This is a genomic window from Paraburkholderia nodosa (genome assembly GCF_001718195.1).
GTDB lineage: Bacteria > Pseudomonadota > Gammaproteobacteria > Burkholderiales > Burkholderiaceae > Paraburkholderia > Paraburkholderia nodosa_A.
In genome coordinates, this window is sequence record NZ_MCNV01000022.1 from 38,521 (window position 1) to 59,462 (window position 20,942).

The window sequence follows — 20,942 nt, forward strand, 5'->3', positions numbered from 1 at the left end:
CTGAGTTCAGGCGTGGTTACTTCAGCGCCGGGAGGATCTTGCCGACGCAGGCACCCAACCCCACGCGATAGCCATCGCCCTGGCACCAGCCAGCGAGCGTGAGTTCGTCGCCGTCTTCGATGAAGCCGCGCGTGCCGCCGCTCTTCAGCTCGAGCGGATTCTTCGCGTTCCAGGTGAGTTCGAGCAGGCTGCCGAACGAGTCCGGCGTCGGGCCCGAGATCGTGCCCGAACCCATCAGGTCGCCCACGCGCGTGTTGCACCCCGCCACGGTGTGATGCGCGAGCTGCTGCGCCATCGACCAGTACATGTGGCGGAAATTCGTGCGCGCGATGGTCGTCGCCTCGGCCGCGCCTTCGGGCTGCATCCGCACTTCGAGCGCAATGTCGAACGCGTGGTCGCCCTCGTGACGCAGGTATTCGAGCGGCTGCGGTTCCTGCACCGGCTGCGCGACGCGGAACGGCTCCAGCGCGTCGAGCGTGACGACCCACGGCGAAATCGTCGTGGCAAATCCTTTCGAATTGAACGGCCCGAGCGGCACGTATTCCCATTGCTGGATGTCGCGCGCGCTCCAGTCGTTGAGCAGCACCATGCCGAAGATGTGGTCCTCGGCGTCTTCGCACGCGATCGGCTCGCCGAGCGCATTGCCGCGCCCGACGATGAAGCCGGTTTCCAGCTCGATATCGAGCTTGCGGCATGCGCCGAACACCGGACGATCCTGATCGGGCTGCTTCAACTGGCCCCTCGGGCGGCGCACCGGCGTGCCGCTCACCACCACCGACGACGCGCGGCCGTTGTAGCCGATCGGCATCTCGGACCAGTTCGGCAGCAGCGCATTCTTCGGATCACGAAACATCGAGCCGACGTTCGTCGCGTGTTCCTTCGACGAGTAGAAGTCGGTGTAGCCCGGAATCTGCACCGGCAGATGCAGTTTCGCGTCGGCGAGCTTCACGAAGGCGCGCTGGCGCAACGCCGCGTCGTCGCGCAGCGTGGCCGTTTCGCGCGCGAGCAGCGAAGAAAGCTGCACGCGCACGCTGCGCCACGTCTCGCGGCCAAGCGCGATGAAGTCGTTCAGCGCGGCACGCGCAAAGACGTCTTGCTGCGCATTCGCGGGCAGACGCAGCAGCCCGGCTTCGTGCAGCACCGCGAGGTCGGCCACGAGGTCGCCGATCGCGACGCCCACGCGCGCCGTTGCGTTGCCGGTATTGCTGAACACGCCGAACGGCAGGTTCTGGATCGGGAAATCGCACTGGGCGTCGTTCGCGCTCTCGACCCAGCTCTTGCGCTTCGCGTCGAGCGTCGCCTTGAGTTCGTCCGTCATGGTGCTGTTCATTGCTGCTCCGGATTGAAGTGTTTCGTGAGGCCTTGCCAGCACTCGTAGTAATGCGCCTGCAGCTGGCTCGTTTCGAGCGCGTAGCGCGTCGGACGGATCAGCGTGCGGGTCTCGAACATGAAGGCCATCGTGTCGCCGACCTTGTGCGGTTTGGTCGTGTCGGAGTTCGAGGCTTTTTCGAAGGTCTCGGCATCCGGGCCATGGCCCGACATGCAGTTGTGCAGGCTCGCGCCGCCCGGCACGAAGCCTTCGGCCTTGGCGTCGTACACGCCGTGCACGAGGCCCATGAACTCGCTCGCCACGTTGCGGTGATACCAGGGCGGTCGGAACGTGTTCTCGGCCGCGAGCCAGCGCGGCGGGAAAATCACGAAGTCGATCGAGTCGACTCCCGGCGTGTCCGTGGGCGCATGCAGCACGAGGAAGATCGACGGATCGGGGTGGTCGTAGCTGATCGAGCCGATGGTGTTGAAGCGGCGCAGGTCGTACTTGTAGGGCGCGTAGTTGCCGTGCCATGCCACCACGTCGAGCGGGGAGTGGCCGATGTCGGCGCGCCAGAGCTGGCCGCCCAGCTTCGTGACGAGCTCGAACTCGCCTTCGCGGTCTTCATAGGCGGCGACGGGCGTGAGGAAGTCGCGCGGATTCGCGAGGCCATTCGAGCCGATCACGCCGAGATCCGGCAGACGCAAGAGCGCGCCGAAGTTCTCGCAGATATAGCCGCGTGCTTCGCCATCGGGCAAATCCACCGTGAAGCGCACGCCGCGCGGGATTACGACGATCTCGAAGGGCTCGACATCGAGACGGCCCATCTCCGTGCGGATGGCAAGCCGCCCTTGCTGCGGGACGATCAGCAGCTCGCCGTCGGTGTTGTAGAAGAAGCGGTCGACCATCGGCCGGTTCGCCGCGTACAGGTGGATCGCGCAGCCGCTCATCGAGGCCGCGGAGCCGTTGCCCGACATCGTCACCCAGCCGTCGATGAAATCGGTCGGCTCCGTGGGCATGGGCAGCGCGTCCCAGCGCAGCTGGTTGGGCGGCGTGGGCGGCACGTCGCCGAAATCGGCGACGAGGCGCGGCGCACCATTCACATCGAGGCGCGAGGCGACCGGCGCAAACGGCCGATGCACGGCGCCCGGACGGATCCGGTAGAACCACGTGCGGCGGTTGTGCGAGCGCGGCGCGGTGAACGCGGTGCCCGAGAGCTGCTCGGCGTACAGGCCATAGGCGCAGCGCTGCGGCGAGTTCTGGCCTTCGGGCAGCGCGCCCGCCAGCGCCTCGGTCGCGAATTCGTTGGCGAAGCCGCTCATATAGCTGTGCTGGACTTCGGTTGGGTCACGCAAAGGTGCGTTCATTGCTTGGTCTCTCCACGTTCTCGAGCCGTGACATGACGTCACGCGATTTACGGATGGTAAAACCAATTACGATTAGTGAAATTAGGCGTATACCCTGACGGACAGTCGGTGGCCTCCAGAATGTGGGCGAATGGTCGATAACGTTATGACCAAACAGTCCATCCGGGGCGGCTGAGGGCTGCTACCATCGGGTCATGCGACCCCGTGTGGGGCTCGCACTTTTCATCCGCTTCCCGCTACATCACATGATTGCTCCCACCATTCCCGAGCTCGTTGCCCGCGCCGCCGACCATCCGTTTCTCGGCGAGCACCTGGCGATGGGCACTGGCGCGCACGCCAAAGAAGCCGTGGCGCGGCGGCGCGGCGTGGAGCTATTGAGCGCCTACGAGCCGATTTACGACATCAGCGTGCACAGCGGGGCGCAGTCGCTCACCGCCGATCTCGCGATGGCCTCGCGCTTTGGCGACGAACTAGGCTACCAGGCGGTCACGCTGCGCGAACAGGACGGCCAGCTCGCGCCCTGCGACGCATTCAGCGATACGCTCGACGATCCTGACCTCGTCGCGGTCGACCGCATGGTCCGCGCGCTGCACGCCATCAATTTTCTGGGTGGCCAGCAGCACGGGCTGCTCTTCCTGCGCGTGCACGAGCGCCTCCTGAAGAGCGTGAAGTACGACCATGGAAGGCATTTCTCGAACGTGCTGGTGTCGTTCGGGCTGAACCCCGGACGCATCGTGATCGAGCTGCCGCCGGCGGCGGTCGCGCACCGCACGTTCCTCGGCTATCTCACGAAGAGCTATCAGCGGTACGGGTTCAAGGTGGCGGGCAATCTGCCCAATGCCGGGCAGATTCTTTCGGTGTCGGACGTGCCTCGGCCCGACTTCGTGAAGATGGATGCGGCGTCCGCGCTGCGCGATTCGATGGTCAAGCCGCTCGTGAGCTATGCGGCGCGGCTGCGCATTCCGCTGATTTTCAACCGCGTGACCGATGCGGCGCAGTTCGAGCAGTTGCAGCAGTACGACGTACGCTTCGTGCAGGGGCCCGTGTTCGCGGCCCAGGACAAGGTGATTTGACGATGTGAGGCAAGCAAGGCGCCGGGCGGCGCCTGTGCGGCCTTAGAGGCTGACGGGTTCCTGCTCCAGCTCCACGCCGAAGCGCGCGAGCACGTCGCGCTGGATCGCCTCTGCGAGTTCGAGAATGTCCGCGCCGGTCGCACCGCCGCGATTGACGAGCACGAGCGCCTGACGCTCGTGCACCGCCGCGGCCCGCAGCGCACGGCCCTTCCAGCCGCACCGGTCGATCATCCAGCCCGCCGCGAGCTTCACGCGCCCGTCGGCCTGGTGGTACGAAACGATCTGCGGCTCGCGCACGACGAGCGTATCGAACTGCTGCGCTTCGATCACGGGGTTCTTGAAGAAACTACCCGCATTGCCGAGTTCGAGCGGGTCAGGCAGCTTCGCGCGCCGCACCGCGACCACAGCGTTGAATACGGCACGCGCATGCGGCGCCTCGCCGGCGTTGTGCTGGGCCAGCTCGCGCGCGAGATCCGCATAGCCCGCGTTGGCCTGCCACACCTTCGGCAGGCGGAACGTGACCGAGGTGATGACGAAACGATCGCGCCCTTCGCGCTTGAAGAAGCTGTCGCGATAGCCAAAGCGGCAGGCGCCCGCGTCGAACTCCACGGCTTTGCCGGTCGCCATTTCGATGGCCCGCACCGACACGCAGCGCTCGGCCATCTCGAGCCCGTAGGCGCCGATGTTCTGAATGGGCGCCGCGCCCACCGTGCCCGGAATCAGCGCCAGATTCTCGAGGCCCGGCATGCCCGCTTCGAGCGTCCAGGACACAAAATCGTGCCAGTTCTCGCCCGCGGCCGCTTCCACGTACCAGGCGTGGCCGTCTTCGTAGGCCACGCGCTTGCCGGTCAGCGCCATGAGCAGCACGAGACCGTCGAAGTCGCGCGTGAGCACGACGTTGCTGCCGCCACCCAGCACGAGCGTACGCAAGCCTTGGGCGCGCGGGTCGCGCACCGCGGCAGCAAGGTCGGCCTCGCTTTCGACGCGGCACGCGTAGCGCGCACGCACGTCGAAGCCAAATGTGTTGTGCGCGCGCAGCGCAAAGCCGGCGGCGAACCACACAGGTGACGTTGTAACGGGCGTTTGGACGACGGGCATCGAGAAAGAACGGAACACGGACAGCAGACGAAAAATGGCCGGAAAGGCCGCCGGGAGGCACCTGCGCACTGCTGACTCGCCTCCGGGCGGCGGCAAGCCGCCTTGGGCAAACGCAACGGCGCCGGTAGAATGGCGTCGGTCCGTGATTATAGCGAGTGCGCGAACCGCTGCCTGAAAATGCGTCTGTGGGCTGCGGAATACAGCTGCGACCCGCGGGCATTTGGCTTGCATGGTTTTTGCACCGCCGTTTGCGCACCTCGTACTTTTTGGAGAAAGCAATGCCATCGTTTGACGTCGTCAGCGAAGCCAACATGATCGAAGTAAAGAACGCCGTGGAGCAGTCCAACAAGGAGATCTCCACACGCTTCGACTTCAAGGGCTCGGATTCGCGCGTCGAGCAAAAGGAGCGCGAGCTGACCGCGTTCGCCGACGACGACTTCAAGCTCGGCCAGGTGAAGGACGTGCTCGTGTCGAAAATGGCCAAGCGCAATGTGGACGTACGCTTCCTCGACTACGGCAAGATCGAGAAGATCGGCGGCGACAAGGTCAAGCAGGTCATCACCGTGAAGAAGGGTGTGTCGGGCGACCTCGCGAAGAAGATCGTGAGGCTCGTGAAGGACAGCAAGATCAAGGTCCAGGCGAGCATCCAGGGCGACGCGGTGCGCGTGACGGGCGCCAAGCGCGACGACCTGCAAAGCGTGATCGCCATGCTGCGCAAGGACGTGACCGACACGCCGCTCGACTTCAACAACTTCCGCGACTAAGGCGGCAAGTCCAGCGTATTGCGGGGCGGCTCGGGCCGCCCCGTTTCGTTTCACACGTCGCCGCGCGCGCTCGCTTTCTCGCGCTCAGTCCGCCGTCACCACGAGCGGCATGAGCACCTCGCCGGTTTCCAGCAGTGTCTTGAGATTCGAGAGGATGCGCGGCCAGCCGCCCGACACCTTCTCGATGAAGATCGATCCCGGCCGCGCCATGTGGTGCGTAATCGTGAGCTTGACCGCGTGCTCCACGGGTTCGATGTCGATCGTGCAAAGCGAATCGCCCTCGGCATGGAGTTCGGCCAGGAACATGTTGCGCCAGCGCAGCACGAGCCTGCGCGGGGGATCGGATTCGAGCACAGCGCCCGAGTCGGCAATGCGGCCGTCGGCGAAGCGCAGCGACCAGGGCGAGCCCGTTTGCCAGTCGCATTCGTGATGCATGCCGAACCAGTAGCGCTCGGTGAACTCGCGGCTCGTGAGCGCCGTCCACAACGCTTCCGGCGTGGTGCGGATGAACGTGACGTAGACGAACGTCGAGTCGCCGGCTGCACTGCCTTGCGTGTGCTTGTCGCTACTCATGGCTGCCTCCTTCGAGTGATCGCTTGAGGTCGACGAGCGCACCCACGCGCTCGTGCTCGAACTTGCCGATCCAGCGTGCGGCAATCTCGCCGATGGGGACCGGATTGATGAAATGCCGCTTCTCGCGCCCATGCCGCTGCGTCGCGACTAGGTTCGCCTCTTCCAGCACCGTGAGATGCTTCGTAACGGCCTGACGCGAGATGGCCAGCCCTTCGCATAAATCGGTCAGCGTCTGGCCGTTTTTTGCGTGGAGGCGGTCAAGCAGTTGACGGCGGCTCGCGTCCGCCAGCGCGCGGAATACGGCGTCGTCGTTCATGCATTGATTATGCAACCGTATGGTTGCATGTCAAGGTGAAAAAACGGCGCCGCAGCGCCGTCTTCTCGCGTCGCACCCGGCCTACTTGCCGGCGCCGGCCGCCTTCTTCTCGCCGATGCGGCTTTCCTTGCCCGCGATGAGCTTGGAGATGTTCGCGCGATGCCGCCAGAACAGCAGCACGCTCATGGCGAGGATGGCGAGCGCGACGATGCGCGGGCCGAACATGAACACGTAGTAGAGCGGCGCGAACACGGCAGCCGCCAGCGCCGCGAGCGACGAGTAGCGCGTGAAGAACGCGACGATGAGCCAGGTGGCGAGCGTGGCGACACCGAGAATCGGATTCACGGCAAGCAGGACGCCGGCTGCAGTGGCGACGCCCTTGCCGCCCTTGAAGCGGAAGAACACCGGATACAGGTGGCCGAGAAACACGGCGATCGCCGCGAGCGCGACGGCGGCGTCGCCCAGACCGTAACGCGGGCCGAAGTGCGCGACGAGCCAGACGGCGAGCCACCCCTTGAACGCATCGCCGATCAGCGTGAGGATCGCGGCCTTCTTGTTGCCGCTGCGCAGCACGTTGGTCGCGCCGGGATTGCCGGAGCCGTAGGAGCGCGGATCGTCGAGGCCCATGAAGGCGCTCACGATCACGGCGAACGAAACCGAGCCGATCAGATAGGCGAGAACGGCGACGAACAGGTTGTACATGCACGAAACCCGGAGGAAGTGGAACGATGCGCGCCGGGAGCTAGCGATGGTCATCGCCGCCCGGCAACGCGCGACGGCGCTCATTCTACCGAAGCGCGGGCGCGCCCTGCCCGCGCAGGCGGCATAAGCACGCACGAACCAGGGTAAATCAGGGAAGCAACGGGAACGGACGGAAGCGTCCAGTCACCGTTCGCCGTGCGCTATTCGACGCTTGCGCACTGCACCGGCTTCGCGTTCAGGAGCGTCGTGAGCACCGCCGGGGCAAGGCTCACGAGATAGCCGCGACGGCCCCCATTGAGCCAGATCTCGTCGAGTTCGAGTATGGTCGACTCGACATACACAGGCATGGCTTTCTTGGTGCCGAAGGGCGACGTGCCGCCCACGAGGTATCCCGAATGACGGTTCGCGACGTCGGGCTTGCAGGGCTCGATACGCTTCGCGCCGATCTGCCGCGCGAGATTCTTCGTCGACACCTTGCGGTCGCCATGCATCAGGACGATGAGCGGCTTCGCGTGCTCGTCCTCCATCACCAGCGTCTTGACGACGCGATGCTCGTCCACGCCGAGCTGGCGCGCGGACTCTTCCGTGCCGCCATGCTCGACATACTCGTAGGGATGCTCGCCGAACGCGACGCCCGCGCGGCGCAGCACTTGTGTGGCGGGCGTTTCGGACACGTGTTTCGTTTTGCTCATCGGCGCATTGTAATCGCACGGTCTGCAACGATCGCTTCAACCTCACCCGCGCGGATGATGCTTCTCGTGCAACAGACGCAGCCGCTCGCGGGCCACGTGCGTATAGATCTGCGTGGTGGAAATGTCGCTATGGCCGAGCAGAAGCTGCACGACCCGTAGGTCCGCGCCGTGATTGAGCAGGTGCGTGGCGAACGCGTGGCGCATCGTATGCGGCGAGAGCGGCGCATGCACGCCGGCCGCCGCCGCGTGGCGCTTGATGATGTGCCAGAACTGCTGGCGTGTCATGCCTTCGGCGCGCGCGGTCACGAACAGCGCGTCGGCCGTGCGTGCGCCGAGCAGCGCCGGCCGCGACTCGCGCAGGTAGCGCTCGATCCACGCGTGCGCCTCCTCGCCAAACGGAATGAGCCGCTCTTTGGAGCCCTTGCCGAGCACCCGCACGACGCCTTCGTTCAGGCCCACCTCGACCGTCTTGAGCGTGACGAGTTCGGTCACACGCAGGCCGCTCGCGTACATCAGCTCGAGCATCGTGCGATCGCGCAGGCCGAGCGGCGTCTCGACATCGGGCGCGCCCAGCAGTGCCTCGACTTGCGCCTCGCTCAACGTCGACGGAAAACGCGGCGCCTGCTTTGCCGAGCGGATGCGCACGGTCGGGTCCGTATGCACGCGCTGCTCGCGCAGCGCCCAGCCGTAGTAGCGGCGAAACACCGAAAGGCGCCGGTTCGCCGAAGTAGATTTATCGTCCTTGCGACGCGCGCTATAGGCAAGCAAATCGTCTTCGTGGGTCGTATCGAGCGAATTGGAGCGCTCGCTCGCGAGCCATTGCGCGAAGAGGCGCAAATCGCGCCGGTAGGCGTCGAGCGTGTTGCGCGAGAGGCCGTGCTCGAGCCACATGGCGTCGCAGAACGTGTCGATGGCGGTGAGGCTCGATGCCAGCGCTTCGGCGGCGGCGGGGCCGAGCGCCTGCTCCACTTCGTCGGCGGCATCGCTTGAGTCAAGCGGCGGCGGATTCGTCGTCATCGTCATCGTGTCAGCGCAGTTGAAATCGGTTCGATGTGCATTCGTGGGCGAGCAGCCAGCGCTTCACGTCGCGAAAGAAGCCTTCGCCGCCGTGATGCGCGAAGCCGCCGAGACCGCTCGCCGACACCACGCGATGACACGGAATCACGAGCGGAAAGGGATTGTCGCCGCACGCCTGGCCCACGGCGCGCGGGCTCACGCCGCCAATGCGCTTCGCGAGTTCGCCGTAGGTCAAGACTTCGCCCGCTTCGATTGCGCAGATGCCGTCCCACACGCGCCGCTGGAACTCGGTGCCGAGCGGTGCGAGCGGCAGGTCGAAGCCGGCGTCGGCGTCCTCGAAATACTGCTCGATCTGAACGGCCGCGCGCGAAGCAAGCTCACAATCGGGCTCGACGCTCGCCGTCTGTCCCGGCAGATAGACGATCTCGCGCAGCGCTTGCCCGACGGTGCGGATGCCGACCTTGCCGAATGGCGCGTCGATCACTGCGTTGAACATCGTCGTCTCCTTCGTGCGCGAACGTTGCACGCCATGGTGCCGCGTTGTGCGCGCGATTTCCAGCGCGCCGTCGTTCAGTTTCAGGTCCATGCCAGCCTCTGCCGTTTTCATCCGCATCAAGCCGCTTCGAGCGCCCAGACCACATGCTCGCGCACGAGCGCCGACTCGTCATGCTCGCGCCCGCGCAACGCCTGCACGATCGCAGCGCGCGCGGCGTCGCGGGCGCTATCCGCACCTTCATGCGTGGCGCGCAGCGCATTGCCCATCGCCACCGCGATATTGCGCGACCAGCTCTCGTAACCGATGCGCCGTATCGCGCTGCCCTGCATGCGCTCGTCGAACTGCGCCGCGCTCCAGCCGAACAGCTCGACGAGACTCGCGCGATCGAGCCCGTGGCGCACGTCGAAATCGGCCACGGGCGCGGCCTTCGCGAACTTGTTCCATGGGCACACGAGCTGGCAGTCGTCGCAGCCATACACACGATTGCCGATCAGCTCGCGCAGTTCCAGGGGAATACTGCCCTTTAGTTCGATCGTGAGATAGGAGATGCAGCGGCGCGCATCCACGCGATACGGGCCGGTGATCGCGCCCGTCGGACACGCGTCGATGCAGCGCGTGCAGCTGCCGCAATGCGCGCCAGGTGTTTCGGGCGCGGCCCTGGCCGGGTCGTCGGCGTCGGCGTCGGCAGGCAGCGGCACGTCCACGTAGATCTCGCCGAGAAAGAAGAGCGAGCCCGCGTCGCGCTGCAGGAGCAGCGTGTGCTTGCCGCGCCAGCCCACGCCTGCCTTCTGCGCAAGCTCGACTTCGAGCACCGGCGCGGAGTCGGTGAACACGCGAAAACCGAACTGGCCGATCTCGGCCTCGATGCGCTCGGCAAGCTGCTGCAGCCGCGCGCGCAGCACTTTGTGATAGTCGCGGCCGCGCGCGTAAATCGACACGACGGCAGCGTGCGGGTCGGCGAGACGCGCGTGCTCGCGCAGACGCCAGTCGGCGTGAATGCTCTCGTGGGCAACGTCCGTGCCAATTTCGTTGCCAACCGCAGCGCCAGCGCTCCCGCTGCGATCCGAACCGCCTTGCGAAGCACTTTCGTGCGTCTTTCCCACTGCATTCGGCGCGAGCGTATCGATGGGCAAATAAGCCATGCGTGCGGTAATCACGCGTCGCGTGCCGGCCACAAGCTCGGCGGGCCGCGCGCGTTTCATCCCATGTTTGGCCATATAATCCATCTCGCCGTGGCAGCCTGCTTCGAGCCACGCGGCGAGGCCCGCCTCGGCATGGGAAAGGTCGGTGTCACTAATACCGATCGCACCGAACCCCAGCTCGCGCCCCCACGTCCGGATGCGCGCCGCGAGCGCGGCGAGCGCCGCCTCATCGAGCGGCATGGCCTGCCCGGCAGCAGGCGCAGTCGAATCTCGCGGCGCCTGAACGGACGTTGGGTCGAACGCCTCCGAAGACGCGCGCGCATCCTGCGCGGAGTTGGAAGGGGAATGCTTGGGGTTCATCACGCCATTTTACGAGAATGCCCGACAGCCCCGGTCACGACCACGCGCCGCTTTCGCTTGATCCATCCGCCGCCGTTCTCCTCGAACGCCGTTTCGATCTCGCAGACGCCGACGCCACCGACGCCTTCGGCGCACGCTTTGCGCACGCGCTCGATTCGCTGCGCGCAAAAGTTGCACAAACGAGCGCGCAAAATCACGACGCACCGCCCTTTCACGGCCTGCATGTGCAGCTGCACGGCGACCTTGGCGCGGGCAAGACCTCGCTCGTGCGCGCCACGTTGCGCGCGCTCGGCCACACGGGCCGCGTGCGCAGCCCCACCTACACGCTCGTCGAACCATACACGGTTACAACGCCCTGTGGGGAACTCCAGCTTTATCACTTCGATCTGTACCGTTTCAGCGATCCGGCCGAATGGGCCGACTCGGGCTTTCGCGAATATTTCGCGCAAGATGCGGTGTGCCTCGTCGAATGGCCGCAACGCGCGGGCGGCCTGCTTGGCATACCCGATCTCGTGTTCTCGCTGGAGCCGGATGCAAGCGGCGAAGGCCGCGTGCTCACCGCATACGCATACAGCGCATCAGGAAAGGCATGTCTAGAAAGATGTTAATCAAACCGTTCCGCTCGATCGAATCGGCCGCCACCGCCACGCACAACTGGCGTCGCCGGCAGATTCTGAAGGCGGGCGCCTCCACGCTCGTGCTCGGTCTTGCCGTGCCGCGCCTCGCGTGGGCCACGTCGGTCGTCGGCGTGCGGGTGTGGCCCGCGCGCGACTACACCCGCGTCACGATCGAATCGGACCAGCCGCTGCAGAACACGCAGCAACTGCTGCAGGGCCCCGATCGTCTCGTCGTCGATCTCACCGGACTCGATCTCGACGACGCGCTCAAGAACCTCGTCTCCAAGATCACGCCGAACGATCCGCAGATCCAGGCCGTGCGCGTGGGCCAGTACCAGCCGCACGTGGTGCGCATGGTGTTCGACCTCAAGGGCGGTGTGAAGCCCCAGGTGTTCACGCTTGCCCCTATCGGCTCGTACAAGTACCGGCTCGTGTTCGACCTTTATCCGGCGGTCGCGCCCGACCCGCTCATGGACCTGCTCGCGCAAACCGAGCGCAAGCAGCAGCAGCTCGACGCGCACGAAGCGATGAAGGACAGCGCGCCGCCTTCCACGCCGCCCACGCTCGCGGGTCCTAACACGCCGCCCGCGCACGACAACAGCGACGCATTCTTCGAGCGTTACGCGCAGAACGACGCGGGCGCCGCGCCGAGCACGCCGCGTCCGGCGCCCCCCGTGGGTGCGCCGCGTGCGCCGAAGCCTGCTGCGCCGAAGCCGCCCGTCGTCGCCCAGCGCAACACCGACGACGACAATGCCAGCGCCGACGACAACTACGGCTTCACCGCGCCGAAGTCCACCAGGGGCGGCACCACGCGCCTGTTGACGGTCGCGATCGATCCGGGCCACGGCGGCGAGGACCCGGGCGCGATCGGCAGTGCGGGCACCTACGAGAAGCACGTCGCGCTCGACATCGCGAAGAAGCTGCGCGCGAAGATCGACGCCCAGCCCAACATGCGCGCGATGATGACGCGCGACGCCGACTTCTTCGTGCCGCTGAACGTGCGCGTGCAGAAGGCGCGCCGCGTGGGCGCGGACCTGTTCGTCTCGATCCACGCCGATGCGTTCACCACGCCGGAGGCACGCGGCTCGTCGGTGTTCGCGCTGTCGGAGCACGGCGCGACGAGCGCCGCGGCGCGCTGGATGGCGAACAAGGAGAACTCGTCGGACCAGATCGGCGGCATCAGCGTGCAAACGGCCGACGCCGCGGTGAACCGTGCGCTCTTCGACATGTCGACGACGGCGCAGATCCGCGACTCGCTGCGTTACGGCGGCTTCGTGCTCAACGAGGTCGGCGAGATCAACAAGCTGCACAAGGGCTCGGTCGAGCAGGCGGGCTTCGCGGTGCTCAAGGCACCCGACATTCCGTCGATCCTCGTGGAAACGGCCTTCATCAGCAATCCCGAAGAAGAGACCAGGCTCAACGACGACGCCTATCGCGACAAGATGGCGAACGCGATTCTCAAGGGCATCAGGCGCTATTTCGCGGCCAATCCGCCGCTTGCGAAGAGCCGCATGACCTGAGTGCCGAATGCGGCATCTGGCGGCTTCAGCAGCGCCGCGCAAGCCTTCAGGCTCGCGCGGCGTTTTTCATTCAGAGCAGGATGGTTACGAGCGCACGGCCCCGAGGCGCTGCTTGACCCAGCCCCCGAACACGTTGACGGCGAGGCCGCCCATCACGAGCACGGCGCCGCCGATCTCGGCCGCGGTCAATTGCTCGCCGAGCAGCAGCGACGCCGAGGCGAGCCCAACGATCGGCACGAGCAGCGAAAACGGCGCCACCTGGCTGGCGGGATACTTCGAGAGCAGGCGGCTCCAGAGGCTATAGCCGATGAGCGTCGCCACGAACGCGAGATAAAAAATCGCGCCCACCGACGTCATGCCGATGCCCGAGAGCGCGGCCACAATGCGCTGCGGACCTTCCATCCAGTACGAGAGCACGAGAAACGGCAGCGGCGGCACGAGGCTCGCCCACACCACGAGGCCGACGAGATCCACCTTGCCCACCTTCTTCGTGACGATATTGCCGAGCGCCCACATGCAGGCCGCACCCAGCGTGAGCACGAAGCCGGCGATGGTCATCCCCTGAGCGCCACCGCCCATCGACTGCAAGCCGATCAGTGCGAGCCCGCCTGCCGCGATCAACAAGCCGATGACGTTCTGCGCGTGAAAGCGCTCACGCAGAAACACCGCCGCAAAACCGAGCGTGAAGAACGCCTGCGCCTGCAGCACGACCGAAGCGAGGCCCGCAGGCATGCCCACGTACATTGCCGTGAAGAGGAACGCGAACTGGCCGAGCGAGATGGTCGCGCCGTAGGCCAGCAGCCAGCGCAGCGGCAATTGCGGGCGCTTCACGAACAGCACCGCGGGAAAAGCCGCCAGCATGAATCGCAGCGCGCCGAGCAGGAGCGGCGGCACGCCGTGCAGCCCGACCTTGATCACGACGAAATTCACGCCCCACGCGAGCACCACCACCAGCGCGAGCAACAAGTCCTTCGGCGACATCCCTTTCCCCCTTTTTTGCGTCATGCCTGTTCTTCGAAGCGGCGATCTTACCGCCTCGCGCCACTTCGTGACGCCCCGCGCCGTGCCGCCAGCGCCGGGCCGTTGCCTTGGCCGCACGCCGGGAAAGCCGGCGTTAGAATGAGCGCCAGCCTCGCGCGCGGCGTGCCCGCGCGCCGACTTCGACGATAACCCGCGCCGTACGACTCATCCAGGAAGCATCATGTCCTCATCGATCAAAGCGGTTCTCAAGCCCCATCAACGCGACATCGGCAATCTCTATGTGCGGCGCGTGCTGCCCGCGCTCGCCGCTCGCCTCGTCGGCCCGTTCATCTTCTTCGACCACATGGGCCCCGCCACGCTCGCGCCAGGTTCGGGCGTGGATGTGCGCCCGCACCCGCATATCGGGCTCGCGACGGTCACGTATCTCTTCGACGGCGCGCTGATGCATCGGGACAGCATCGGGTCCAGCCAGAAGATCGTGCCCGGCGACGTGAACTGGATGACGGCCGGGCGCGGCATCGTCCACTCGGAGCGCACGCCCGACGAGGACCGCGCCACCGGCCTCACCATGCACGGCATCCAGACCTGGGTGGCGCTGCCGCTCGATCATGAAGACACGGAACCGTCGTTCTTCCATCACACCGCCGCCACGCTGCCCGAAATCGAGCGCAACGGCGTCACGATGCGCGTGATCGCGGGCACGGCGTTCGGCGCGACCTCGCCGATCGAGACCTTTTCCGGCACGCTCTACGTCGCCGCAGATTTCGCGCCGGGCAGCGCATTCGCGCTCGACGCGGAGCACGAAGAGCGCGGCGTCTATCTCGTGGAAGGCGACCTCGCGATCGACGGCACCCCGCTCGAACAGCACACCATGGCCGTGCTCGTGCCGGGCGAAACCGCCACCCTCTCGAGCGCGAACGGGGCACGCGTGATGCTGCTCGGCGGGGAAAAGCTCGAAGGCGAGCGCTTCATCGAATGGAACTTCGTGGCAAGCTCGCGCGAAAAGATCGAAGCCGCGAAGGAGGCCTGGACGCGCCAGGAAATGGGGCATGTTCCCGGCGAAACGGAATGGATTCCGCTGCCGGAAAAGAAGCCGCGCTAAAGGCTAACGGCTCGCCGCTTTGGGAGGATGATTGAAACCAGGGCGTTTCGTCCCCAACTAGCGACATAACGGTTATCTCAACGAGGACGCAATGGACACCACTCTCGCCACTTTCGAAAAAGACGTGATCGAAGCGTCGGCGCTAGCGCCGGTGCTGGTCGACTTCTGGGCGCCCTGGTGCGGCCCTTGCAAGAGCCTCGGCCCGATGCTCGAAAAGCTCGAGGCCGAGTACGCGGGCAAATGGAAGCTCGTAAAGGTGAACGTCGACGAGAATCAGGAACTCGCTGCGCACTTCGGCGTGCGCAGCATTCCGCACGTCGTGGCGTTCGCGGACCGTCAGGCGGTCGATCAGTTCGTGGGCGTGCTGCCCGAAGGCCAGCTGCGCCAGTTCCTCGACGGGCTGATCCCCGACGGCGCCGACGCTGCGCGCCGCGCCGCGCAGGAAGCGCTGGCCGAGGGCCGCCGCGACGAAGCCTATGAAGCGCTACAGGCCGCGCTCGCGTTCGATCCGGGCAACGACGAAGTGCGCATGGACCTGATCGAGATGCTGCTCGCCGACAACCGCGCCGACGAGGCACAAAAGGAAGTCGAGCTGCTCTCGCCCAAGACCACGCAGGGCATCGACGCGCGCTTTAACGCGCTCAAGACCCGCCTCGACGCGCTCGACGCCGCCGCCGACCTGCCGCCCACCGATGCGCTCGAAGCCCAGGTCGCCGCCAACCCCGGCGACCTCGAAGCGCGCTTCGATCTGGCGAACGCGCTGATCGCGCGGCGCAAGTACGCGGGGGCGCTCGAGCATCTGCTGGAGATCGTCAAGCGCGACCGCGCCTTCCGCGACGACGTGGGCCGCAAGACCATGCTTTCCGTGTTCGATCTCGCGGCGCATCAGCCGCAGCTCGTGAGCGAGTGGCGGCGCAGGCTCAGTGCAACGCTGAACTGATATCGAGCGGCCGAGGACGCCGCGGGCGTCCTCGCCCTGCGTTCAGTCGGCTACGCCTGCTGAACCCGACCGTACTGGTCGTCGAAGCGCACGATGTCGTCCTCACCGAGATAACAGCCCGACTGCACCTCGATGATCTCGAGCGCGGTCTTGCCCGGATTCTCGAGCCGGTGCGTCATGCCAAGCGGGATATAGGTCGATTCGTTTTCGGAAAGCAGGAGCACCTCCTCGCCACGCGTCACGCGCGCCGTCCCGCGCACCACGGTCCAGTGCTCCGCGCGGTGGTGATGCATCTGCAACGAAAGCCGGCCGCCCGGCTTGACGACGATGCGCTTGACCTGAAAGCGCTCGCCCTGATCGACCGAGTCGTACCAGCCCCACGGGCGCTCCACGCGCCGGTGCTGCCGCGCCACCTCACTGTGTTGCGCCTTGAGCCGCGTGACCACCGCCTTGACGTCCTGAACGCGGTCCTTCGCGACGACGAGCACGGCGTCCGCCGTCTCGACCACCACCATGCCCCGCACGCCCACGCAGGCAACGAGTCGCCCGTCCGAATGCACGAAGGTATCCGTCGCATCCTCGAGCAGCACGCGCCCGCGCGCGACGTTGCCCTTCTCGTCCTTCTCCGAGACTTGCCACAGGGCATCCCACGCGCCGACGTCCGACCAGCCCGAACGAAGCGGTACGACCACGCCCGCGAGCCGCGCGTTCACGCCGACCGACTCCATCACCGCGTAGTCGATCGAATCGGACGGACAGGCGGCGAGTGCATCGCGGTTCAAGTGGACGGTGCCGTCAGCGTCGACGGAGGCATTTTCGAAGGCCGCCGCGCACTGCGCCGCGATGAGCGGCCGGCTGTGCGCGATCGCCGAGAGCCAGACCGATGCGCGCACAACGAAAATCCCACTGTTCCAAAGATAGTTCCCCGAAGCAACATAGCTCACAGCGCGCTCGGCGTCCGGCTTCTCGACAAAATGCTCGATGCTGCGCGCGCCGCTGCTGCCGAGCGGCAAACCCGCGCCGATGTAGCCGTAGCCCGTTTCGGCGCGCTGCGGCGGCACGCCAAGTGTGACGATGGCGCCGCGCGCCGCGTGTGCCACGGCTTCTTCGAGCGCGGCAGCAAACGCGGCGCCATCGGCGATCAGATGATCAGCGGGCATGGCAACGAGCACGGGGTCGCCGTCGCGGCTCGCGGCGAGTGCTACCGCCGTCAGCGCGGGCGCCGTGTTGCGCGCGAGCGGTTCGAGCACGAAGCGAGCGGCCAAGCCGCTGCGACCAAGACGGTCAGCGGTCAGATGGCGCAAGTCCTCGCTGCTCACGACGAATGGCGCAGCTTTGCGAACCGCTGTGTGCGCTTCAGGCAGCGGGGCGCCGGCGTGCAGGAACATGCCGTCGAGGCGCCGTACAGTCGCCTCGAGCAGCGACTCGCCATCGAGCAGATCGATCAGTTGCTTGGGACAGTGTTCGCGCGAAAGCGGCCATAACCGCGTGCCGGAACCGCCCGCCAGCACGACGGGCTGAACGACGAGTTCAGCGTCACCTTCGCTGATCGCGGCTATCAGGCTGGCAGATGTCACATCGTTGTTCATTTGTGTCACTCCCCCGAAGTCATGCACCGAGTCTCGTTATTGGTTGGCGTACGGGTGACATTTGAACAATACGTATCGCGCGAATCTGTACGCGCAGCCACATTGAGCGCTCAGTGCGCCAGGAATTTTTTCCTTGCAGCGCAGGTCTGGTCATCGCGTAGTCATCGCGCAGTCATCGTTATGTGCGGCAACGCACGAAGCGCGAAGATGGCCGCGCAAGGTGATGTTTCACATCCGAACGTTTTTGCGACAGTGTCGGTAGCCCCCCAACAGAAGTGGATCAACACCGCAGCGCAACAAAGGCAGGCGCACAACGCGTTCGCGGCGATGGCCCGACGATGTTTCAGCGAGGACTCATTTCCGCGCATCCGTCTGACGAGCGAAAGTCGCTATATAAATCAAGGCGTTGGCAACAACAAACTCTAGCGACTTCGCAAACGGCGCCGTGCGGGCGCAGTACAGAACTGAAACAATAATGCGGCTTTGCGTCGCCCTGGAAATAGCTGGCGCAACGCCAGGCCGCAAGCGTCCTCACTTTCGCGGCTGCTGGCACAACCCCTGCTAAGTAGAGTTCACCGCGCTGGCGTAGATGCCGACAAACGAGATCGCAAAACGCTAGTGGGGCTTATGGGGCCGGCGCAACGAACGTATAGCCGAACGGGTAGCGGCGATAACAAAAAATTCGGCAGCCGGAAGCAGAAAAAACAGGAGGCGGCACACGCCGCTTTACGCGAGGACCGATCATGTTGACCCTTCAATCCGATTTGCACGGCAATCATCTGCTTGGCGCACTTCCGTCAAACGAGTGGCAGGCGTTGGCGCCGCATCTTGAACTCGTTCAACTGCGCACTGAACAGCTGCTCTGCGATTGCGGCCAGCGTATTCATCACGTGTACTTTCCGACGACCGCCGTCATCTCGATGCTCACGACAATGGAAGACGGCAGTTCCGTCGAAATTGCAGCGGTGGGCCGGGAAGGCATGACCGGCGTGCCTGTGCTGACCGGCGGCGAAACGATGCCGAACCGCGTGCAGGTGCAAAGTTCGGGCTTCGCGTACCGCATCAGCGCACAGGCGCTCAAGCAGCAGTTTGCGCGCTCGGACCTCCTGCGTCGCGTTACGCTGCTTTACATGCACGCGCTGCTCACGCAGGTCGCACAGACGGCCGCCTGCAACCGCCACCACTCGCTGAGCAAGCAGCTGTGCCGGTGGCTGCTGATCGAAGTGGATCGCGTCGACTCCAACGATCTGAGCGTGACGCAGCAACTGATCGCCGACATGCTCGGCGTGCGCCGCGAAGGCGTCACGGAAGCAGCCGGCAAGCTGCATGACGAAGGTCTGATCCATCACAGCCGCGGCAAGATCCGCGTACTCGATCGCAAGCGCCTCGAAGCGCGCGCATGCGAGTGCTACGGTCTCGTGCGCCGCGAGTTCGATCGTCTGCTGCCGCGCCTGCACGAAGCGGAAGCGGTCGAATAAGGCGGCCGACGCGCGCGGTTCGTTCGCTTTCCACCTCGATACGAAAGCGTGCCTAAAAGGCACGCTTTCTTGCGTTCCAGGCGCTCGCCTTCAACGCCCGCTGGCTTGATGCGCCAACGCTCGCAGCACGTACGAAGCCGCCGCGAAACCAAAACTCGCCGTCACGCACACGCTCGAGCCGAAGCCCGCGCAGTTCAGCCCCACCGGACCGTGATGCCCCGGCGATGTGGTGACGTGCTCGGCCTCGGCGTCGATATCGCACACAGCCGCCTCGGGATAGATGAGCGGCTCGTCCGAATACACCGCGCTCACCTTGAATTTCGCCTTCGGCCCCCGCGGAAAGCCGTGCTGCTTGCGCAACTGGCCGCGCACCTTGGAGAGCAGCGGGTCCTGGATCGTGAGCGCGAGGTCGTCGATGCGAATCCGCGTGGGGTCGAGCTGCCCGCCCGCGCCGCCCACCGTAATGAGCGGCACGCTATGCTCCACGCACCAGGCGATCAGCGCGGTCTTGGTGCGCACGCTGTCGATGGCGTCGATCACGTAGTCGAAGCCGCCGCCCAGCAAAGCGGCAAAGTTCGACGGCTCGACGAAATCCTCGACGAGACGCACGTCGCAGGCCGGGTCGATGAGCTTGATGCGCTCGGCCATGGCCTCGACCTTGGGCTTGCCGTAGTTGCCGTCGAGCGCGTGGATCTGGCGGTTGGTGTTGCTCTCGGCCACGTTGTCGAGGTCGATCAGCGTGAGCGTGCCGATCGCGCTGCGCGCGAGCGCCTCGGCGGCCCACGAGCCCACGCCGCCAATGCCGATCACGGCAACGTGGGCGCGCTCGAACGCGTCGAGCGCGGGTGCGCCATAAAGCCGCGCGATTCCGCCGAATCGGCGGGCGCGGTCGGCAACATCGTCGGCGGGGCTCGGGGTAAGATCGACGGAGCCGGCGGCAGGGGAAATCGGGGTACTGGACATGACGGTAGCAATCGTAAGCGGACCGGTCGCACGCTGCTGTCGCGGTCCTCGCAAGACCCGTATTTTGCCTGATCGCGCCGAATGAGGCCCGGAGCCCCAGCCGGGCACCCCTGGCCGGGCCCCTGCTTCCTGTCTCTTCGATATACTTGTCCGCATTGAAGCGTCTGCCTAAAAGATGACCTCCCTCGCCGATCTCCGCAAGACCTACTCGCTCGGCTCGCTCGACGCCGCCGACGTCGATCCCGATCCGATCCGCCAGTTCCAGACCTGGTTCGCCCAGGCGCTCGACGCGAAGCTGCCCGAGCCCAACGCCATGACGGTCGCCACGGTCGACGCACAAGGCCGCCCCGCCGCGCGCATCCTGCTCATCAAGGGCGTGGACGAGCGCGGCTTCGTATTCTTCACGAACTACGAGAGCCGCAAGGGCCGCGAGTTGAGCGTGAATCCGCATGCGGCGCTGCTCTTTCACTGGATCGAGCTGGAGCGCCAGGTCCGCATCGAAGGCAAGGTCGAACTCACGAGCGCAGAGGAAAGCGACGCCTACTTCAACTCGCGCCCGCTCGGCTCGCGCATTGGCGCCTGGGCCTCGGAGCAAAGCACGGTGATCGCGAACCGCCAGACGCTCGAAGCCCGCGAGCGCGAAATCGCCGCGCAGTATGGCGAGACGCCGCCGCGCCCGCCGCATTGGGGCGGTTACCGGCTCGTCCCGGAGGCCATCGAGTTCTGGCAAGGCCGCCCGTCGCGCCTGCACGACCGTATCCGCTACACGCGTGAGAGCGCGAATGTGGCCTGGCGCATCGAGCGTCTCGCGCCCTGAGCGCATGCGCGGCGTGACACGCTTAC

General features: G+C 65.8%; 21 protein-coding genes. 8 read left to right on the plus strand and 13 right to left on the minus strand.

Going from position 1 to position 20,942, the window contains the following annotated elements:
• Nucleotides 1-16: 16 nt before the first annotated feature.
• Nucleotides 17-1,330, minus strand: coding sequence for a fumarylacetoacetase (gene fahA, locus BFD71_RS29015; RefSeq protein ID WP_069267754.1), 1,314 nt, complete (start codon nt 1,328-1,330; stop codon nt 17-19).
• Nucleotides 1,327-2,676 carry a homogentisate 1,2-dioxygenase gene (hmgA, locus tag BFD71_RS29020; RefSeq protein WP_069267755.1) on the minus strand — a complete coding sequence of 450 codons (1,350 nt, stop codon included), beginning with the start codon at nt 2,674-2,676 and terminating at the stop codon, nt 1,327-1,329. Before hmgA ends, fahA begins: the two co-directional genes overlap by 4 nt.
• Nucleotides 2,677-2,921: 245 nt before the next feature.
• On the opposite strand from hmgA, the gene BFD71_RS29025 reads away from it, so the two are divergent.
• The gene (locus BFD71_RS29025) at nt 2,922-3,749 is read left to right on the plus strand and encodes an EAL domain-containing protein (RefSeq protein ID WP_069267756.1); all 828 of its coding nucleotides are present in this window, start codon (nt 2,922-2,924) and stop codon (nt 3,747-3,749) included.
• 42 nt (nt 3,750-3,791) lie between these two features.
• Here the strand turns inward: BFD71_RS29025 and murB are convergent, their stop codons facing one another.
• The gene (gene murB, locus BFD71_RS29030; protein ID WP_069267825.1) at nt 3,792-4,847 is read right to left on the minus strand and encodes a UDP-N-acetylmuramate dehydrogenase; all 1,056 of its coding nucleotides are present in this window, start codon (nt 4,845-4,847) and stop codon (nt 3,792-3,794) included.
• A 278-nt stretch (nt 4,848-5,125) separates the two neighbouring features.
• Here murB and BFD71_RS29035 point away from each other — a divergent pair, with 278 nt between their 5' ends.
• Entirely contained in the window at nt 5,126-5,611 is a 486-nt protein-coding gene (locus BFD71_RS29035) for a YajQ family cyclic di-GMP-binding protein (RefSeq protein WP_028209548.1), read from the plus strand.
• An 84-nt stretch (nt 5,612-5,695) separates the two neighbouring features.
• Here BFD71_RS29035 and BFD71_RS29040 read toward each other — a convergent pair whose 3' ends face one another.
• The 7 genes from BFD71_RS29040 to queG form a co-directional block, all read right to left on the minus strand.
• Nucleotides 5,696-6,184 carry an SRPBCC family protein gene (locus tag BFD71_RS29040; RefSeq protein WP_069267757.1) on the minus strand — a complete coding sequence of 163 codons (489 nt, stop codon included), beginning with the start codon at nt 6,182-6,184 and terminating at the stop codon, nt 5,696-5,698.
• Nucleotides 6,177-6,500: an ArsR/SmtB family transcription factor gene (locus BFD71_RS29045; protein ID WP_069267758.1), complete on the minus strand. Its 324-nt coding sequence runs from the start codon at nt 6,498-6,500 to the stop codon at nt 6,177-6,179. Before BFD71_RS29045 ends, BFD71_RS29040 begins: the two co-directional genes overlap by 8 nt.
• Nucleotides 6,501-6,581: 81 nt before the next feature.
• Nucleotides 6,582-7,202, minus strand: coding sequence for a glycerol-3-phosphate 1-O-acyltransferase PlsY (gene plsY, locus BFD71_RS29050; protein ID WP_069267759.1), 621 nt, complete (start codon nt 7,200-7,202; stop codon nt 6,582-6,584).
• A gap of 200 nt (nt 7,203-7,402) precedes the next feature.
• Nucleotides 7,403-7,894, minus strand: coding sequence for a Cys-tRNA(Pro) deacylase (gene ybaK, locus BFD71_RS29055; RefSeq protein WP_069267760.1), 492 nt, complete (start codon nt 7,892-7,894; stop codon nt 7,403-7,405).
• Between the two features lie 42 nt (nt 7,895-7,936).
• Nucleotides 7,937-8,911, minus strand: coding sequence for a site-specific tyrosine recombinase XerD (gene xerD, locus BFD71_RS29060; RefSeq protein ID WP_069267826.1), 975 nt, complete (start codon nt 8,909-8,911; stop codon nt 7,937-7,939).
• Nucleotides 8,912-8,921: 10 nt separating this feature from the next.
• Nucleotides 8,922-9,407 carry a methylated-DNA--[protein]-cysteine S-methyltransferase gene (locus BFD71_RS29065; RefSeq protein ID WP_069267827.1) on the minus strand — a complete coding sequence of 162 codons (486 nt, stop codon included), beginning with the start codon at nt 9,405-9,407 and terminating at the stop codon, nt 8,922-8,924.
• A gap of 116 nt (nt 9,408-9,523) precedes the next feature.
• Nucleotides 9,524-10,789, minus strand: a complete 1,266-nt coding sequence (queG, locus tag BFD71_RS29070) for a tRNA epoxyqueuosine(34) reductase QueG (RefSeq protein WP_069267828.1) — start codon at nt 10,787-10,789, stop codon at nt 9,524-9,526.
• 137 nt (nt 10,790-10,926) lie between these two features.
• Between queG and tsaE the strand changes: the two genes are divergently transcribed.
• Both tsaE and BFD71_RS29080 read left to right on the plus strand, forming a co-directional pair.
• Nucleotides 10,927-11,517 carry a tRNA (adenosine(37)-N6)-threonylcarbamoyltransferase complex ATPase subunit type 1 TsaE gene (tsaE, locus tag BFD71_RS29075; RefSeq protein ID WP_069267761.1) on the plus strand — a complete coding sequence of 197 codons (591 nt, stop codon included), beginning with the start codon at nt 10,927-10,929 and terminating at the stop codon, nt 11,515-11,517.
• Entirely contained in the window at nt 11,499-13,046 is a 1,548-nt protein-coding gene (locus BFD71_RS29080) for an N-acetylmuramoyl-L-alanine amidase (RefSeq protein WP_069267829.1), read from the plus strand. Before tsaE ends, BFD71_RS29080 begins: the two co-directional genes overlap by 19 nt.
• Nucleotides 13,047-13,130: 84 nt before the next feature.
• Here the strand turns inward: BFD71_RS29080 and BFD71_RS29085 are convergent, their stop codons facing one another.
• A complete protein-coding gene (locus BFD71_RS29085; RefSeq protein ID WP_069267762.1) occupies nt 13,131-14,027 on the minus strand; it encodes an EamA family transporter in 897 nt (298 codons plus the stop codon).
• Nucleotides 14,028-14,247: 220 nt separating this feature from the next.
• Here BFD71_RS29085 and BFD71_RS29090 point away from each other — a divergent pair, with 220 nt between their 5' ends.
• Together BFD71_RS29090 and trxA are read left to right on the plus strand one after the other, a co-directional pair.
• Nucleotides 14,248-15,129, plus strand: coding sequence for a pirin family protein (locus BFD71_RS29090; protein ID WP_069267763.1), 882 nt, complete (start codon nt 14,248-14,250; stop codon nt 15,127-15,129).
• 91 nt (nt 15,130-15,220) lie between these two features.
• Nucleotides 15,221-16,069 (plus strand): thioredoxin, encoded by an 849-nt coding sequence (trxA, locus tag BFD71_RS29095; protein WP_069267764.1) that lies wholly within the window; start codon nt 15,221-15,223, stop codon nt 16,067-16,069.
• A 50-nt stretch (nt 16,070-16,119) separates the two neighbouring features.
• Here trxA and BFD71_RS29100 read toward each other — a convergent pair whose 3' ends face one another.
• On the minus strand, nt 16,120-17,658 hold the full coding sequence (locus BFD71_RS29100) for a mannose-1-phosphate guanylyltransferase/mannose-6-phosphate isomerase (RefSeq protein WP_069267765.1): 1,539 nt from the start codon (nt 17,656-17,658) through the stop codon (nt 16,120-16,122).
• A 743-nt stretch (nt 17,659-18,401) separates the two neighbouring features.
• On the opposite strand from BFD71_RS29100, the gene BFD71_RS29105 reads away from it, so the two are divergent.
• Nucleotides 18,402-19,136: a Crp/Fnr family transcriptional regulator gene (locus BFD71_RS29105; RefSeq protein ID WP_069267766.1), complete on the plus strand. Its 735-nt coding sequence runs from the start codon at nt 18,402-18,404 to the stop codon at nt 19,134-19,136.
• 90 nt (nt 19,137-19,226) lie between these two features.
• Here the strand turns inward: BFD71_RS29105 and tcdA are convergent, their stop codons facing one another.
• Complete coding sequence (tcdA, locus tag BFD71_RS29110) at nt 19,227-20,099, minus strand: tRNA cyclic N6-threonylcarbamoyladenosine(37) synthase TcdA (protein ID WP_069267767.1); 873 nt, start codon at nt 20,097-20,099, stop codon at nt 19,227-19,229.
• 175 nt (nt 20,100-20,274) lie between these two features.
• Here tcdA and pdxH point away from each other — a divergent pair, with 175 nt between their 5' ends.
• On the plus strand, nt 20,275-20,916 hold the full coding sequence (gene pdxH / locus BFD71_RS29115) for a pyridoxamine 5'-phosphate oxidase (protein ID WP_069267768.1): 642 nt from the start codon (nt 20,275-20,277) through the stop codon (nt 20,914-20,916).
• Nucleotides 20,917-20,942 lie beyond the last annotated feature (26 nt).

Excerpts from the sequence above, each read along its gene's own strand:
- tsaE (WP_069267761.1), top strand. The coding sequence starts at position 10,927 with ATGCCCGACAGCCCCGGTCACGACCACGCGCCGCTTTCGCTTGATCCA.
- queG (WP_069267828.1), bottom strand. The coding sequence starts at position 10,789 with ATGCCGCTCGATGAGGCGGCGCTCGCCGCGCTCGCGGCGCGCATCCGG.
- pdxH (WP_069267768.1), top strand. The coding sequence starts at position 20,275 with ATGACCTCCCTCGCCGATCTCCGCAAGACCTACTCGCTCGGCTCGCTC.
- BFD71_RS29100 (WP_069267765.1), bottom strand. The coding sequence starts at position 17,658 with ATGAACAACGATGTGACATCTGCCAGCCTGATAGCCGCGATCAGCGAA.
- BFD71_RS29035 (WP_028209548.1), top strand. The coding sequence starts at position 5,126 with ATGCCATCGTTTGACGTCGTCAGCGAAGCCAACATGATCGAAGTAAAG.
- ybaK (WP_069267760.1), bottom strand. The coding sequence starts at position 7,894 with ATGAGCAAAACGAAACACGTGTCCGAAACGCCCGCCACACAAGTGCTG.
- fahA (WP_069267754.1), bottom strand. The coding sequence starts at position 1,330 with ATGAACAGCACCATGACGGACGAACTCAAGGCGACGCTCGACGCGAAG.
- BFD71_RS29045 (WP_069267758.1), bottom strand. The coding sequence starts at position 6,500 with ATGAACGACGACGCCGTATTCCGCGCGCTGGCGGACGCGAGCCGCCGT.
- BFD71_RS29065 (WP_069267827.1), bottom strand. The coding sequence starts at position 9,407 with ATGTTCAACGCAGTGATCGACGCGCCATTCGGCAAGGTCGGCATCCGC.
- BFD71_RS29105 (WP_069267766.1), top strand. The coding sequence starts at position 18,402 with ATGTTGACCCTTCAATCCGATTTGCACGGCAATCATCTGCTTGGCGCA.
- BFD71_RS29025 (WP_069267756.1), top strand. The coding sequence starts at position 2,922 with ATGATTGCTCCCACCATTCCCGAGCTCGTTGCCCGCGCCGCCGACCAT.
- BFD71_RS29090 (WP_069267763.1), top strand. The coding sequence starts at position 14,248 with ATGTCCTCATCGATCAAAGCGGTTCTCAAGCCCCATCAACGCGACATC.
- hmgA (WP_069267755.1), bottom strand. The coding sequence starts at position 2,676 with ATGAACGCACCTTTGCGTGACCCAACCGAAGTCCAGCACAGCTATATG.
- murB (WP_069267825.1), bottom strand. The coding sequence starts at position 4,847 with ATGCCCGTCGTCCAAACGCCCGTTACAACGTCACCTGTGTGGTTCGCC.
- BFD71_RS29040 (WP_069267757.1), bottom strand. The coding sequence starts at position 6,184 with ATGAGTAGCGACAAGCACACGCAAGGCAGTGCAGCCGGCGACTCGACG.
- BFD71_RS29085 (WP_069267762.1), bottom strand. The coding sequence starts at position 14,027 with ATGTCGCCGAAGGACTTGTTGCTCGCGCTGGTGGTGGTGCTCGCGTGG.
- BFD71_RS29080 (WP_069267829.1), top strand. The coding sequence starts at position 11,499 with ATGTCTAGAAAGATGTTAATCAAACCGTTCCGCTCGATCGAATCGGCC.
- plsY (WP_069267759.1), bottom strand. The coding sequence starts at position 7,202 with ATGTACAACCTGTTCGTCGCCGTTCTCGCCTATCTGATCGGCTCGGTT.
- tcdA (WP_069267767.1), bottom strand. The coding sequence starts at position 20,099 with ATGTCCAGTACCCCGATTTCCCCTGCCGCCGGCTCCGTCGATCTTACC.
- trxA (WP_069267764.1), top strand. The coding sequence starts at position 15,221 with ATGGACACCACTCTCGCCACTTTCGAAAAAGACGTGATCGAAGCGTCG.
- xerD (WP_069267826.1), bottom strand. The coding sequence starts at position 8,911 with ATGACGACGAATCCGCCGCCGCTTGACTCAAGCGATGCCGCCGACGAA.